Below are 15,119 nucleotides of genomic sequence, written 5' to 3' on the forward strand. Positions count from 1 at the left end.
CCGAGGACAACGCCGAGCACCAGGACGATGAAGATCGCCTTGGTGGAGGTCATGCCCTTGCGGCCGAGGAGCCAGTACACAAAGCCGACGAGGCACGCCGGGACGAGCTTGGGGCAGATGTTGTTCAGGATGTCCTGAACGTTGAGCGGAACGCCACCGATGTTGGGGTTGATCGTGAGGACGATGCCCACGTTGGTGGAGATCAGCGCGCCGACCATGAAGACGCCCATGACGGTAGCGGCATCGGTGATCGCGTTGAGCTTGTCAGACATGGTGGTGACGAGCTTCATGCCCTGATCGTAGGCGATGTAGGTCTGCTTGCAGCGGAACCAGTCGACCACGATGCAGGAGGCGATCCAGATGAAGATGCCAAGCGGGTTGCCGGCCTGGGCCATGTTGGCGGCCAGGGCGCCGAAGATCGTCGGGAGCAGCGAGCCAAAGATGGAGTCGCCGATGGAGGCGAGCGGGCCCATGAGGCCGGTCTTCAGGGAAGCGACGGTCTCGAGGCCGTCAACGCCCTCGGTCTCCTCGATGGCGAGGTCGATGCCCGTGATGATCGTGTTGAGGAAGTTCGAGGTGTTGAAGAACGGCGAGCACTGGGTGCGGCAGGCGGTCTTCAGGGCCTCGGTGTTGTCCCCATAAATCTTGCGGAGCTGCGGAAGGATGATCCACAGGTAACCGGAGTGCTGCATACGCTCGTAGTTCCAGCCAGCCTGGAAGCCGACGAGGTTGCGGATGTTAATCTGGCGAAGGTCAGCCTTGGTAAGCTTGTAGCCAGTGGTCTGTCCGGCATTAGAGCTCATCGTCGTCATCTCCCTCCACGCCAGCAGAGACAGTCGCGACAGCCGCGTTCTGATGCTGCTGATAGTAAATGTAGGCAAGAGCGAAGCCGATGAGAGCGACGGTCAGCATCGACAGACCCTTGAAGCTGCCACCGGTGATGGCGGTCTCGGTAGCACCGGCGACCGTGGCGACGTCGCCGCCGATGGTCTGGATGCTCGTGAAGGCGGTGCCGAGGAGGGCAGCGATCACGAAGCCGAGAATCAGGTAAGCGATGTGCTTCTTGACGGGCAGGTAGCGGAGCAGGATGGCGAAGCCGACGGCCGGCAGCATGCCACCGGCGACGGTGAGGCCGGTGCCGAGCCAGGCGAGGTCGCCGTTGAGGGCGGTGGTGATGGCGTCAACCAGACCCTGGCCGAAGGCGAGGGCGAGGAAGACCGGGATCATACGGGAGAGGCACCAAGAGACAGCACCCATCCAGTAGTGAACGTTATAGGCGCCCCAGTTCATCTTCTCGACGTCAGCGTCGCAGGCGTGACCCCAGAAGGTGTTGGCCATACGACCGAGGATGTCGGTGTAGACGAGGATGGCGGCCACGGGCACGCCGAGGGCGGCGAGGGCCTGCTCCGGGTCCATGCCGGAGCTCACGGCGAAGGCCGTGGCGATCAGGGTGCCGGAGTTGGCGTCGATGCGGGAAGCGCCGCCGAAGGTGCCAACGCCGAGGATGGTGAGCTGCATGCTACCACCGATGAAAAGACCAGTTGCCATGTCGCCCATGATGAGGCCGGTGATGAAACCGGAGAACACGGCGGAGCCGGCGCTGGAGTACCAGTGCAGCTCGTCCATGATCTGGAAGCCCGCATAGAGCGTAAGCAGAAGAATCTGCCACCACTGAATCATGGTTCTTTTCCTCCTTCTTGCAGTCTCGAACTTGTTTGAACCAACACGCTATGTTGTGCCGTGCATCTCCCCTCACGGCGTAGCGCCAAAGCCTAGAGCTTGAAGGGCTCCGGGTTGTTCTGCGGGGTGAGCTGAATGACCATGGGAACGCCCATGCTGCTCAGCTCGGTCAGGGCGTCAACGTCGTCCTGGCCGCAGTTGATGTTGCGGTTGTAGGTCTTGACGATGTTCATCGAGGTGATGTTGCCGAGGATGATCTCGTCGAACTTCACGCCGGCCTTGGCGAGCTTGACGTAGACCTCGGGCTTCTTGACGACGATGAACAGACGCTGCGCGTCGTACTTGCCGGCGAGGATGTTGGCCGCGGCCTTCTCGACGGGCAGGACGGAGAGCTTGCAGGTGGCCGGGGTGGCCATGCGCAGGACCTGCTTCTGGGTGGCATCCTCGGCAACCTGGTCATCGACGACCATAAAGCGGCTGACCTGGCGGGCGTTGGCCCAGAGGTTGCCGACCTGGCCGTGGATGAGACGGAAGTCAACACGTGCTCCGACGATCATGCTACTCAACTCCTTCTTTCTCGAGGTGGTTGATGAGGGGCGCAGAGCGCAGGGAGATGGAGTCGCTCACGTGTCCCTCGGTCTCAAACAGCACGAGCTCGTTGACGCCGGCGCGCGTGACGCCGTGGGGGACGTAGAGGGTGGAAATGGGACCAATCTCCCAGTACCTGCCCACGTTGACCCCGTTGACAAAGACGACGCCCTTGCCAAAGCCCGTAGTGTCCACAAACGTGTCCGCCGGCTCGTCGATCGTGAACTCAAAGCGCGAGAAGGACGGCGTCCCCTCGGCCCAGCCGGCAGCGTAGTCAAGCTTGGAGACGTCCTCGAGGCCAAGACGGTAGGCCTCCCAGTTGAGGACGAAGTGAAGGTCCACGCACACGCCGGTGCGAATGCCCTTGCGCTGCGTGTCCGCGAGGAACTTGTGGCCGTAGTTAACGCGGCCCATGTTCTCGACGAGGATGTCGAGCTGGTTGTGCTCCTCCGGGAGCGCGTAGCGGATGTCCTCGCCGATGTGTTCCTGGTACTGCGTGGCCACGAGCTGCTGGTTGACGAAGACCTGGGCGCGGTCGCGGCCGTCCACCACGCGGATGCGCTCGGGCTCGCTGGTGTCGCGCTCAATCTGCGTGCGGTAGAGGACGTAGCCGTAGGACTGGCCCATGTCCTCCATCGTCTGCGGGTAGAGCGAGCTCACCGGCTCGGCGTCGAGGACGCCGAGGTTCTCGAAGAGGCCGGTGCGGCCCGTGAGACGGATCTTCTCCGCGCCCACCTCGACGGCCGTCTTGGTGACGGGGTCCGCCGTCCAGGCGTCCGGGAAGAGCTCGCGCACCACGTCGCGCAGCTTGTACCACTTCTCGGTGGGGTTGCCCTCCTCGTTGAGGACAGCGTCGTAGTCATAGCTCGTGACCTGGTGGAGGTCATGGGTGTGGCGGGCGGAGCAACCGTTCATGAAGCCAAAGTTGGTGCCGCCGTGGAACATGTAGAGGTTGATGGAGCCGCCGAGCTCGAGGAGCTCGCGCACGCAGTCAGCCAGGTCCTGGGCGTCACGCGTGATGACGTTCTCGCCCCAGCGGTTGAACCAGCCGTCCCAGAACTCCATGCACATGAGCGGCCACGTCTTGCCGTGCTCCTCGTGGAAGGCCTTGAGGTTGGCGAAGTTCTCCGCCGAGCGGGAGCCAAAGTTGCCGGTCACAAAGACGTCGTCGTCAATCAGCGTGCCGGCGCGCAGGCACCCGCGCCACGGGCCGTCGGAGGTGCACAGCGGCACGTCCACGCCGCGCTCGAGCATGAGGTCGCGGATGGCGCGCAGGTACTCCTTGTCCTCGCAGTAGGAGCCGTACTCGTTCTCCACCTGCATCATGATGACGTTGCCGCCGTGGGTGATCTGGCGGTCAACGAGGATGGGCATGAGGGCGTCATAGTAGGACGCCACGCGCGCGAGGAACTTGGGGTCACGCGAGCGCGGACGCATGGTGCGGTCCTGGAGCAGCCATGCGGGGAAGCCGCCCCACTCCCACTCCGCACAGATGAACGGAGACGGGCGCACGATGGCCCAGAGACCGAGCTCGGCCGCCTCGTCGAGGAAGCGCGCGAGGGAGAGGCCGCCGGCAAAGTCAAACTCGCCGGGACGCGGCTCGTGGAGGTTCCACGGCACGTACGTCTCCACGGTGTTGAAGCCCATGGCCTTGAGGTTGTAGAGGGAGTTGTGCCAGTCCGAGGGGTCAACGCGGAAGTAGTGAATCGAGCCGGAGAGAATCCGGAACGGCTCACCGTCGAGCACGAACTGGTCACGAATCTCAAACGTGTGCATTGTGCTCCCCGTGTCTTTGTGCCGGCCCATCCGGCACCTTCTCCCGTAAGGCGAGAAACGCCATCCTAGACATCATACAGGTTTCCACCACAAATATCTCGAAATTGTGAAGGTGACTCTGAGCGGTCGGTTTTTGCCTATGAGCGGTAGTTGCCGTTTTCGCAGCTCAATGCCTTTTTTCTATTTAAAAAACTCATTTCCGCAGTTGTTTCGGGCAATTTAACTGGTAGTAACAACTCTATCAGTTGTCTACTGGTATTACTTTTGAGTGACCATCAAAAATGTATGAAAACGATTCCAATTGCACCCGGGGGTCGCTGTGGCGCTCGTCTATTTCTCGTCCGCGGCCTCTCCCGCGGCCGCCCACTGAGCGAGAAGAACCTCGCGCTCCGGAACCGACGGCTCCCCCACCTCGGGGAAGCCCTCCGGGTCCTGAACGTCCTCTCTGACCGGGCGCGCGCAGGCCTCGCGGGCCATCTCCTGCTGGCACTCCTGTCCCGTCACGTAGTCGATCCACGCCTGTGCCTGGGCCAGGTGCGCGCACCCCCTCACGATGGCGGTGCAGCCGCAGGTGACGTAGGCGCCCTCCTCGGGGCAGACGGGCTCCACCGCGAGGGCGTCCGCGAGCATCGCCTGCGAGACCAGCTGCTCGGAGACAAGCGCGACCCGGCACTCCCCCTCCGCCAGGGCAGCGAGGGCATCCCCTGCGTCCGCCACGGGCACGCCCTGTGCGCGGAGCTCGCGGAGGAGCTCCAGCGCGGCGCCGTCCCCCTGCTGGGAAAGGGCACGGTCGATGGCCGCCACGTGCGCGGCGCCGCATGCGCTCGTTTGGGGGTCCGCCAGCGCCACGTGCCCGGCGAGCCCCTCGTCGAGCAGTGACGCATAGCCCGTGACCACCTGATCCTCCGCGGCGTCATCTGCGGAATCGCTCGAGGCGGCCTCTTCCGCGCGCACCGCAAGCACGGCAACCTCGCGGGTGACCGGCGTGACGCAGCCGCCCACGTTGCGACACCCCGCGCGCATGGCGCCGTTCTCGCCGGAGATGTACTCCTCAAGAAGCTCCTCGAGCCCCTCGTACCAGCTTGGGTCCGCTCCCCAGACAACGTCCGGGTCAGGGTCGAGGGACTCCCCCTCATCCCATGAAAGCAGGTCGGAGACAGGCGCCTCCACCAGGCGCACCGTCACGCCCGTCTTCTCCGTGAAGGCGGGAATCACCGCGTTGACCAGCAGCTCCGGACACGAGGTGCGCACCACGAGCTTGCCGCCGAGCTTGCCCTCAGAGGGATTGGTGGCAACGGGCTCGCTCTGAACGTTCTCATCCCCGCCTCCCGCGCAGGCAGAAAGCGACACGGCGGCACCCGCGGCGCCCGCGGCGCACGCGCGGAGAAACGCGCCCCTCGTGAGCGGGGCGGACACTACTCCAACCCCTCATCGGCCAGGAAGGCGGGCGTCTCCCCCACCGCCGTTGCCCGCGCGATCTCAAGGAGCGCCTCGGCCACGCCGTCCTCGCCCACCGAGCCCACGTGATGGCGAGCGACGCGCTTGACCTCGTCGTTTGCGTTGGCAACGGCCACCGCGTGCGGCACGCGGCGCATGATGTCGAGGTCGTTCTCGGCGTCCCCAAAGACGACCACCTCGCTGGGCGTGAGGTCAAGCGCATCGAGAAGAACATCGAGGCCACTCGCCTTGGACACCCCCGCCGGCAGCACGTCAAACCACTCCGGGATGGGCGAGACGATCCTCACCTCGGGAACCGCCTCGGCAATGATCTGCCGGCAGCGGTCCATGCGCTCGGGCGGCCCGGGGCAGGCAATGGTCGCCGCGATGAAGTCCTCGTTGGGAACCTCGTCCACAACGGTTCCGGTAAAGTGCGTGCGTCCCTCGAAGACGGCGAGCTCGGGCTTGGTGGTGCGCACGCCGTAGGCGGGGTTGGTCTCGTCGGTCTGCTCCGGGTAGCACACGAGGAACACGCCCTTCTCGCCGCGCAGCGCCTCGTCGATGCGCACGAGCTCGTTGTGGCCAAGAAGGATCGTCCGCACGGCGACCCCGTTGGCATGCACGCGCTTGCCGTTTGAGAAGATGCCCGTCCTGAAGCAGGCCTCGTCCCCCTGGAAGAAGCGCTTGAGCTCAAGGGGCTCGCGGCCGGTGGCGGGGCCAAAGAACACGCCGGCGTCGAGCACGGCATGGACCGCCTCGATGGTGCGGTCAGAGACGTGCGGCGCGCCAAAGGGGATGAGCGTGTTGTCCATGTCCGAGAGGGCGAGCTTGATCACGGTCGCTCCTAGGTGGTCTGGGGAAGCAGGTCAAAGCGGTCGATGCTCATGAGGATCTCCTCGATGTCCACGATGCCGCGCAACTTGACGACGCGCCGCCCGCCAACGTAGACGTCCAGGCTGCGAAAGCCGGACTCCATCCGCAGGCCGGACCACGCAAGGCGGTCTATCTCCGCGTACGCCACCCACACGCGCGGGCCCAGAAACGGCGTGACGACCATGCAGTCGCTGAACGTGGAGACCCGGTAGCGGCAGAGGGCAAGCCAGAGGGCAAAGCTCATGACGAGGTACGCGTCAAAGAAGGCGAGTACCGTGACGTGACTCGCTGCAAAGACGTTGGCGCTGCAGAGGCAGCCCATGAGCAGGCCAAACACGCCCATGAACACCATGGAGAGCACAATCGAGCGCGTAAACGAAGCGGGGACCACGTACGTGTCATGGTGGCTGTGGTGGCGCTCGGTGATGCGGACGTTGCCCACGTGCTCAATGACGATCGCAACGAGCGGGAGTACAACGGCCGCGGCGGCGAGAAGGACGTCGGTCACGGCTACTCCCCCGCAGACGCCGGGGCAACGGCAAACTTGGCAACGAGGCGCTCGAGCATGTCCACCGTGACCTCGAGCGAGCGCACGGGCACAAACTCGCGCACCGAGTGGGCGTTGTAGCCACCCGTGGCGAGGTTGGGGCACGGCAGGCCGCGGAAGGTGAGCTGGGCGCCGTCGGTGCCGCCGCGCGCTGGGACCACCACGGGCTCGATGCCCACCTCGCGGTTGGCCTCGAGGGCAAAGTCGATGAGGCGCTGGTCGTCCGGGCCAAACTTCTCCGCCATGTTGCGGTACTGCGGGCGGATGGACACCTCGACGGTCCCCTCGCCGTAGCGCGCGTTGAGGAAGGCGGCCACGTCGCGCATGGTCCGCTCGCGGCGGGCAAAGGCCGCGGCGTCAAAGTCGCGGATGATGTAGGAGAGCGTGACGTCTGAAGCGGAGCCCGTGATGTCCGTGGGGTGGAAGAAGCCCTCGCGGCCACAGGTGTGCTCCGGGCGCTCCCAGGCGGGAATCATCTGCTGGAACTCGGAGGCTACCGTAATGGCGTTGACCATCACGTCCTTGGCGGCGCCCGGATGGACCATCACGCCGTGAACGGAGACCGTGGCCTCGCTCGCCGAGAAGCACTCGTAGTTAAACTCGCCGAGCGCCTCCCCGTCCACCGTGTAGCCGCCGCACGCGCCGAGCTCCTCGATCTTGAGCAGGCTCGCACCGTGGCCGATCTCCTCGTCGGGCACAAAGGCGGCCACGATGGCGGGGTGCGGAAGCTCGGGGTTTGCCGACAGGCGGGCGAGAAGCGCCATGATCTCGGCAACGCCAGCCTTGTCGTCGGCGGAGAGCAGCGTCGAGCCGTCGGAGCAGACGATGTCCTCGCCCACGAACTTCTCGAGGTCGGGCACCTGCTCGGGCGTGGTCTGGATGACCTCGCCGTCAACGATGCCCGAGACGAGCGCGCCGCCCTCGTAGCGGACGATGTGCGGGCGCACGCCCGAGGCGGGCGCGTCCGGAGAGGAGTCGATGTGGGCGCAGAGCACGAGCGCGGGCAGGCCCTCGGCACCGGCGGAGGCGCCCAGCGTGCCCGTCACGTAGGCGTGCTCGTCGGCGCGGACATTCTGGCAGCCAAGGGCGCGCAGGTCTTCGGCAAGGACGCTCGCCATGTCGTGCTGGCGCTCGGTCGAGGGGGTCTGCTCGAGGTTGTCCGGATCCGAGGCGGAATCCACCTGCACATAGCGCATGAAGCGCTCGACGACGTCTGTCATGGGGCCTCCCTGGGGTTGTCGCTCTTCTCGCCCCTAGTCTAGCGCAGCAGAGGTGAGGCGGCACCCGCGCGGGTGGGCCCGCGCTACGAGAAGCGGACGCTGTCGACGGCGGTGACGCGGTTGGGCGGAACGTGTCCGTCCTTGAAGGCGAGGATGTTGTCCACCACCACGTCGCCCATGCGCTGGTTGGCCTCGAGCGTTGCCGACCCGATGTGCGGCGTCGCGAGCACGTTGGGCATCTTGTAGACCCGAGAGAGCGTGGGCGGCTCGGGGTCAAAGACGTCCACGGCGTAGCCGCCGAGCTTGCCGGTTGCGAGCGCCTTCTCGAGCGCCGACTCGCGCACGATGCCCGCGCGCGCCGTGTTGACGAGAAGGACCCCGTCCTTCATGTGCCTGAACTCGCGCGCACCGAGGAGGTTTCTGGTGGCGGAGGTGAGCGGCGCGTGAATGGTCACCACGTCCGAGACGGCAAGAAGCTCGTTGAGACCCGTGTAGAGCAGGCCGTAGCGAGCGGCCTCGTCGCGCCGGACGATGTCGTTGCCCACGATGTCCATGCCAAAGCCCATTGCGCGGCGCGCCACGGCCATGCCGATCGAGCCCACGCCGACGATGCCGAGGGTCTTTCCGTAGAGGCTGCGCCCGGGGATCTTGTTCCACACGCCGCCCTTGAGCTGGACCACGGACTGCGTGATCATGCGGGCGAGGTCGAGGATGAGGGCAAAGGTGAGGTCTGCCGTCTCCTCGCTGTTGGCGCCCGGGGTGTTGGTGACAGTGATGCCGCGCTCGCTCGCGCGATGAAAGTCGATGCCGTCAAAGCCGGCGCCGTGGCGCGCGATGAGGCGCAGGTCGGGAAGGTGGTCGATGGTTGAGGCGCTCAGGACGTCGTTTCCCAGGATGAGGGCGTCGGCGCCCTCGGCAAACTCGACGATCTCGGAGGCGGTGAGCGGGCGGCCGTAGGGGTTGATCCGCACCTCGCAGCCCGCGGCCTCGAGACGCGCGAGCGGGCCCTCGTTGAAGATTCCAAAGGTTGCGGCACACGACGCTACGACAAAGGCATCGGACACGTCGGGCCTCCCTTCGGTCAGCTTTCGAGAATCGGCATGAGGTAGCGTGCGACACCCGAGTCCGCGCAGCTCGCAGTTATGTGATCGGCGACGGCCTTGCACGAGGGCTCGGCGTTATCCATGGCAACGCCATCCCCCACGACCTGGAGCATGGTGATGTCGTTGTCATTATCCCCAAAAGCGACGGCGTCGTGGGTCGAGATGCCCAGCTCCCCACAAAGCCAGCGAACGCCGTTGCCCTTGTGTGCCTCGACGTCGGTCACCTCGACGTTGCACGGGAGCGAGTGCGTCCTTCTGAGCTGCGGGATGGCGTCGACGGCATCCCAGATGGCCTGGGCCTCGGATGCGTTGTGGAAGAAGAGGTTGAGCCGGTTCACACCGTCAACGTGGTCGAGGAGCTCGTCAATCGTCATCGAGTGCACGGTGCGGCCGGCCTTGATGAAGGCCTTGGTGGGAGCGGAGAGGTCAACCTCGTCGATGATCGGAAAGCGGTCGCGGTGCGTGTAGACGCGGCCGTCCGCAAAGACGTCAAAGGTGACGTGCAGGTCGCGCACGCGCTCGTAGAGACTGCGCACGAGGTCCTTCTCGATAAGGACCTTGCGGAGGACCTCCTGCGTGGAGGTGTCAACGATAAGGGCGCCATTGCAGCAGATCGCGTAGCGAACGCTCGGGTGGGAGACCACCTCGCGCGGCAGGTCGCCCACGTTTCTGCCGGAGCAGGGCACGAACTGGACGCCGCGCTCGAAGGCGGCGTCCAGCATGCGCGCGTTTTCCGGCGTGACGGTCTTCTCGGGCGTGAGGAAGGTACCGTCCATGTCTGAGAAAGCGATCCTTATCATGAGCGGCACCTTCCTCGTTTTCCCTCGCCGGGAGGCTCCCGGCGTCCCCCTATCGCCCTTGAAGCGTCAAAAGGGGATGAGCCCCCTCTTGAAACTACTGAATGACCGCGCCGGTCTTGGCGGAGCTGACCTGCTTGGCGTAGCGAGCCAGGAGGTGACCGCCGTTCTCGTGGATCACGGGCTTCCAGTCCTGCTTGCGACGAGCGAACTCCTCGTCGGAGACCTCGACCTCGATGAGGTTCTTGGTGAGGTCGATGTTGATCTTGTCGCCGTCCTCGACGAGCGCGATGGGCGCGCCGTCAAAGGCCTCGGGGCAGAGGTAGCCCACCGAGAGGCCGCCGGAGGCGCCGGAGAAGCGACCGTCCGTGATGACCGCGGAGTTGGGGATGCCCTTCATGATCTCCGTGACGCGGTGGAGCTCCTTCATGCCGGGGCCGCCCTTGGGGCCCTCGTAGCGGATGATGACGCCGGTGCCCGGCTTGATGGCGTGGGCGTTGTAGGCGTCGAAGGCCTCCTCCTCGGAGTTGAAGACCATCGCGGTGCCGCTCCAGACGTGCTGGTCGGCCGGCACGGCGCTCGTCTTGACGAGCGCGCCCTCGGGAGCGAGGTTGCCGTAGAGGACCTGGATGCCGTTGGCGATGGAGGCCGGGTCGTCCTGGGTGCGGATGACCGAGCGGTCACAGCGCAGCACGCTCGTCTCGAGGTTCTCGGCAAGGGACTTGCCGGTGACCGTCATGACGGAGGTGTCGAGGTCGCCCTTGATGGTGTCGAGGACGGCGGGGATGCCGCCGGCCTTGTAGAGGTTGACGCAGGAGATGTCACCGTTGGGCACCACGTTGCAGATGACGGGCGTCTTGGAGGTGATCTCCGCGACCTGCGTCCACGTGCACTCCAGGCCAAGCTCGGCGGCCAGGGCGGGCAGGTGGATGAGGGCGTTGAGCGAGCCGCCGATGGAGGCGAGCAGCTTGACGGTGTTATCGATGGCCGCCTGCGTCATGATGTCGGACGGGCGGATGTTGCGACGAACGAGGTCGACGACGGCCGCGCCGGTCTGGCGCGCCGAGAAGCGCCGCTGGCTCGTGGAGGACGGCCAGAGGGCGCCGTTGGGCAGCATCATGCCGAGGCCCTCGGTGAGGCAGCCCATGGTGTTGGCGGTGCCGAGGAACGGGCAAACGCCGGGACCGGTGTAGTAGCGCAGGGTGCCCTCGATGACGTCGCGCTCGGTGGCCTCGCCAGCGAGGAAGCGGGCGCGCAGCGCCTTGGACTCGGAGGGCTTGATCTCGTCATAGCACGGGCCGCAGGTCACGAGCGCCGCGGGCAGGTTGATGCGGGCGGCGGCCATGAGCATGGCGGGGATGATCTTGTCGCAGCTGCCGAGGTAGACCACGCCGTCGAAGCAGCCCTCGCCCACGATCATGGCCTCGCAGGAGTCCGCGATGATCTCACGGTGCGGCAGGCAGTAGCGCATGCCGGCATGGCCCTGGGCGATGCCGTCGCACATGCCGATGGTGTTGAACTCGATGGGCTCGCCACCGGCCTCGAGGACGCCCTTCTTGACCTCCTCGGCCAGCTTCTTGAGCGGCTCGTGGCCCGGGCAGACCTCGTTCCAGCTGTTCGCGATGGCGATGAGCGGCTTGTCGGGGTTCTCGAGCGAATCCACGGCAACGCCGGCCGCTGCGAGGTGAGCCTTGGAGATCGCGCGCTGGAAGGGCTCCAGCTTGTCAATCGCACGTACCATTGTTTCTCCCCTCAGTTTCCAAAGAGTGGGACAGGTGCCGTCCCGTCGACGGCACCTGTCTTGAGCGGGACGAAGTAGAGGCTACTCCATCTCCTCGTACTCGGCGGCGTAGGCCTCGATCTTCTCCATGCCGATCTTCTTCTCAACGAGGAACCAGACGGCAACAAAGATGATGACGGCAACCGGAACGAGGATGATCGCGTTCTCGGAGATGCAGGTCCAGAACACGATGGCGGTCTGCGTGAGCGACGGGCCGGCCATGGAGGCAATCTGGCCGTCGAAGGACAGGCCGGTGGAGGTGGCGAGGTCGGTGAGGTACGGGGCAGCGAAGGTGCCGGCGTACAGGATCGCGGCCATCACCGGGATGGAAATGAGGATGGAGCGGAACACGTTGCCACGGCAGAGGGCGACGACCAGGGCCACACGGAAGGTGACGACGGAGAGGTCGGCGAGCGGCATCATGCGGTTGCCCGGGAGGACGAAGGCCAGGAAAATCGTGACCGGGATCATGATGAGGGCCGTGGTGATGACCTCGGGGTTGCCGACAACGACGGCAGCGTCAAGGCCGATGGAGAGCGACTGACCACCAAAGTGCTTGGTGGTGAACTTCTGGGCGCCGTCGGAGATGGGCATGAGGCCCTCAACGAACATGGCGGTCATCTTGGGCATGAGCACCATGACGGCGGCAACGTTGACGCCGGTGAGGAAGATCTGGTCGATCGGCATGAGGGCGAGGGCACCCATGGCGCAGCCGAGGATGAGGCCGAGCATCATGGGATCGCCGAAGATGCCGAGGTACTTCTGGACGTTCCTGATGGAGATGTTCACCTTGTTGAGGCCGGGGATGCGATCGATGACCCAGTTGAGCGGCGCCGCGATGATGATGGACGAGGTGTAGGAGATCGTCGGGAGCGTGACGTCGGGAATCCCGAAGAAGTGCTCGATGAGCGGCGAGGTCCAGTCGGCAAACTTGAGCGTCATGACGGCAGTGAAGGCCGTGGCGATAAGGGCCCAGACGATGTTGTTCGTCACAAAGAAGACAAGGATGCCGGCGATCATCATGTGGTGATAGTTCCAGATGTCGACGTCCATGGTCTTGGTGAGCTTGAGGACGAGCATCAGGATGTTGATGCCGAGGATCTCAAAGACCAGGAAGGCCACGATCGGGGAGGCCCAGGTGACCGAGGAGATGGCGCCCCAGCCGACGTCGGTGACGTCGAGGTTGAGGCCAAAGTTGGCAACCATCGCGCTCGCCGCCGGGGAGACCGCGGACTTGAGCAGGTTGACGAGAAGGTTGATGCCCACGAAACCGCAGGTGATGGTGATACCACTCTTGAAGGCCTTGCCGATGTTCATGCGGAAGACGAGGCCGATGATCGTGATGATGATCGGCAGCATGACGTAGGCACCGGCGTTGATGAGCGCCTGGAAGACGGTGCTGACACCGTTAAGGAACGCGTCCATGCCTTTCCTTTCTCATGTAGTGCGTTTTGTGCCTTGAAGAATCGCGGGGCGACGGGACCCGCGCGTCGGCGGGCACGCTGCCCGCGAGACGACAGCTAGTCCTTGAGCGCCTCGACGATCTTGTCGAGCGTGGCCTGCTCGTTGATGCCGGTGAGCAGCGAGATGGCCATGATGATCGGGGTCTTGACGTCGGCGTCCTTGAACTTGCCGGAGGTGACCACGAGGTCGTAGTCGTTGGCCTTGTCGTGGAGCTCGAGCATCTTGCACTGGGTGACCTGGATGGCCACGCCGTGATCGGCGCAGTAGTCCTTGATCTTGGCAGCCACGACGGTGGAGGTGGCGACGCCGTTGCCGCAGGCCACGAGAACACGCTTTGCCATTTTTCTTCCTCTCTCTCAAAGAGAACGCTTGAGCGCACCCCTGTGGTGCGCCACTTACCCTAGTTGGATGGCTAGACGAGAAGGCCGCTCGCGAGCGAGAAGATCTCCTCGGGGTCGGTCGCGGCGATGACCTTGCCCACGAGCTCCTGGTCCTGGACAAAGCCGATGACCTTCTGGAGCATCTCGAGGTGGGCGTGGGCCTCGGTGAGGGCGAGCATGCACACGACGGACACCTTGCAGGTCTCCTCGGGCTCGTCCATCTTGTACCAGTCGACGGGGTGCGCGAGGACGCCCATGCACATGGCCGCCTTGTTGACGTTGGCAACGTCGCAGTGCGGGATGGCCACGTTGAGGCCGCTCATGTCCAGCGCCGTGGGGAAGTTGGCCTCACGGTCGACGATGGCCTGGGCGTAGGTGTCCTTCACGTAGCCCTGCTCCTCGAGGACCGCCGCAAGACGGCGCTCCACGTCCTCGCAGGTGAGGCCCTCCTCGTCAATGCGAACGACGAGCGAGCTGTCGAAGCTCAGATCTGCCATGCTGTTCTCCCTCTCTCGTATCTGTGATCGCTTGCGCGACGCCTACCAGACGATGTTCTCCTCGAGCCTCTTGAGGGAGGCGGCGAGGTTGGCGGAGTTGCACTCCTCGATGTCCTTGGGGTCAAAGATGCCCGAGCCGATGCCGGCATACGTGGCGCCCTTGTCAAAGTAGGACTGGACGTTGTCCGTGCTCACGCCGCCCACGACCATGAGCGGGAGCTTGCCGAGCGGGGCCTGGATGGCCTTGATGTAGTCCGGGCCGAGCTGGCCGGCGGGGAAGATCTTCACGATGTCCGCGCCCATGTCGATCATCTGCTGGACCTCGGTGGGGCTGAAGGCGGCGGGAACGGTGATGACGCCGGCCTCCTTGGCGAGGTCGAAGATCTCCTGGGTGAACATGATCGGGGAGAGCATGAACTCGGCGCCGGCGGCGATGGCCTGACGGGCGAGCTCGGCGTTCTTGACGGTGCCGGCACCCACGTGGACCTCGGTGCCAAACTCCTTGCGCGCCTGGGCGATGGACTCCATCGCGTGCGGGGAGTTGCTCGCCACCTCGATGGAGTTGACCTTGGTCCCCACGAGCTGCTCGACGACGCTCAGCACCTGCTTCGTCTCGTAGCCGCGGAGGATGACCGTCACCTTGGGAAGAATGAGCTCGCTCATAGTTGCCTCCTCGATCGACATTTCTCGTTAGCTGTATTATCGACGTATATTTTCTTTTTGCTGAGAAGAGTTTCTTCATATAATCTGCATAGGGACTGAATACCGATTTGGAACATGTTGAGAAGGGTTTCAGCTATAGAGACAGTCCACTGTTCAGGTATTATTCTTTCCAACAGGCTATTTAGAGTAAACAAGACGGGTTTCTCGGCCCTCCTTGCTCTCCTCCCCGGTCGATTTGCGATTATCTGTCTCACATTTTGTTTTGTATATTACTGAAGTATTTCTGTATATTTATGCGATTCTGAATATTATTC

General features: G+C 64.4%; 15 protein-coding genes. All 15 read right to left on the reverse strand.

Annotated elements, in window-relative coordinates; translation table 11 throughout:
* Positions 1-812, reverse strand: an 812-nt coding sequence (locus QUW25_RS08365; RefSeq protein WP_354003634.1) for a PTS system mannose/fructose/sorbose family transporter subunit IID, incomplete at its 3' end; no start/stop codon positions are given.
* Positions 793-1,680, reverse strand: coding sequence for a PTS mannose/fructose/sorbose/N-acetylgalactosamine transporter subunit IIC (locus QUW25_RS08370; RefSeq protein WP_289511752.1), 888 nt, complete (start codon positions 1,678-1,680; stop codon positions 793-795). The genes QUW25_RS08365 and QUW25_RS08370, both read right to left, overlap by 20 nt.
* A 92-nt stretch (positions 1,681-1,772) precedes the next feature.
* Positions 1,773-2,237 (reverse strand): PTS sugar transporter subunit IIB, encoded by a 465-nt coding sequence (locus tag QUW25_RS08375; protein WP_289511753.1) that lies wholly within the window; start codon positions 2,235-2,237, stop codon positions 1,773-1,775.
* A 1-nt stretch (position 2,238) separates the two neighbouring features.
* Entirely contained in the window at positions 2,239-4,044 is a 1,806-nt protein-coding gene (locus tag QUW25_RS08380; RefSeq protein WP_289511754.1) for a glycoside hydrolase family 35 protein, read from the reverse strand.
* Between the two features lie 330 nt (positions 4,045-4,374).
* Positions 4,375-5,460: an ABC transporter substrate-binding protein gene (locus tag QUW25_RS08385; protein WP_289511755.1), complete on the reverse strand. Its 1,086-nt coding sequence runs from the start codon at positions 5,458-5,460 to the stop codon at positions 4,375-4,377.
* Positions 5,460-6,317, reverse strand: a complete 858-nt coding sequence (locus QUW25_RS08390) for an HAD family hydrolase (protein WP_289511756.1) — start codon at positions 6,315-6,317, stop codon at positions 5,460-5,462. Before QUW25_RS08390 ends, QUW25_RS08385 begins: the two co-directional genes overlap by 1 nt.
* An 8-nt stretch (positions 6,318-6,325) precedes the next feature.
* Positions 6,326-6,862: a hypothetical protein gene (locus QUW25_RS08395; RefSeq protein WP_289511757.1), complete on the reverse strand. Its 537-nt coding sequence runs from the start codon at positions 6,860-6,862 to the stop codon at positions 6,326-6,328.
* A gap of 2 nt (positions 6,863-6,864) precedes the next feature.
* Complete coding sequence (gene pepT / locus QUW25_RS08400; RefSeq protein ID WP_289511758.1) at positions 6,865-8,121, reverse strand: peptidase T; 1,257 nt, start codon at positions 8,119-8,121, stop codon at positions 6,865-6,867.
* Positions 8,122-8,204: 83 nt separating this feature from the next.
* A complete protein-coding gene (locus QUW25_RS08405) occupies positions 8,205-9,185 on the reverse strand; it encodes a phosphoglycerate dehydrogenase (RefSeq protein ID WP_289511759.1) in 981 nt (326 codons plus the stop codon).
* A 17-nt stretch (positions 9,186-9,202) separates the two neighbouring features.
* Complete coding sequence (locus QUW25_RS08410) at positions 9,203-10,024, reverse strand: Cof-type HAD-IIB family hydrolase (RefSeq protein ID WP_289511760.1); 822 nt, start codon at positions 10,022-10,024, stop codon at positions 9,203-9,205.
* 94 nt (positions 10,025-10,118) lie between these two features.
* The gene (gene ilvD / locus QUW25_RS08415; RefSeq protein ID WP_289511761.1) at positions 10,119-11,762 is read right to left on the reverse strand and encodes a dihydroxy-acid dehydratase; all 1,644 of its coding nucleotides are present in this window, start codon (positions 11,760-11,762) and stop codon (positions 10,119-10,121) included.
* Positions 11,763-11,843: 81 nt separating this feature from the next.
* On the reverse strand, positions 11,844-13,226 hold the full coding sequence (locus tag QUW25_RS08420; protein ID WP_289511762.1) for a PTS galactitol transporter subunit IIC: 1,383 nt from the start codon (positions 13,224-13,226) through the stop codon (positions 11,844-11,846).
* A gap of 95 nt (positions 13,227-13,321) precedes the next feature.
* Positions 13,322-13,606: a PTS sugar transporter subunit IIB gene (locus tag QUW25_RS08425; RefSeq protein ID WP_289511763.1), complete on the reverse strand. Its 285-nt coding sequence runs from the start codon at positions 13,604-13,606 to the stop codon at positions 13,322-13,324.
* Between the two features lie 71 nt (positions 13,607-13,677).
* The gene (locus tag QUW25_RS08430) at positions 13,678-14,142 is read right to left on the reverse strand and encodes a PTS sugar transporter subunit IIA (protein ID WP_289511764.1); all 465 of its coding nucleotides are present in this window, start codon (positions 14,140-14,142) and stop codon (positions 13,678-13,680) included.
* 42 nt (positions 14,143-14,184) lie between these two features.
* A complete protein-coding gene (locus tag QUW25_RS08435) occupies positions 14,185-14,805 on the reverse strand; it encodes a bifunctional 4-hydroxy-2-oxoglutarate aldolase/2-dehydro-3-deoxy-phosphogluconate aldolase (protein WP_289511765.1) in 621 nt (206 codons plus the stop codon).
* Positions 14,806-15,119: the final 314 nt, after the last annotated feature.

It is taken from the genome of Thermophilibacter provencensis (assembly GCF_030372065.1).
Classification (GTDB): domain Bacteria; phylum Actinomycetota; class Coriobacteriia; order Coriobacteriales; family Atopobiaceae; genus Thermophilibacter; species Thermophilibacter provencensis_A.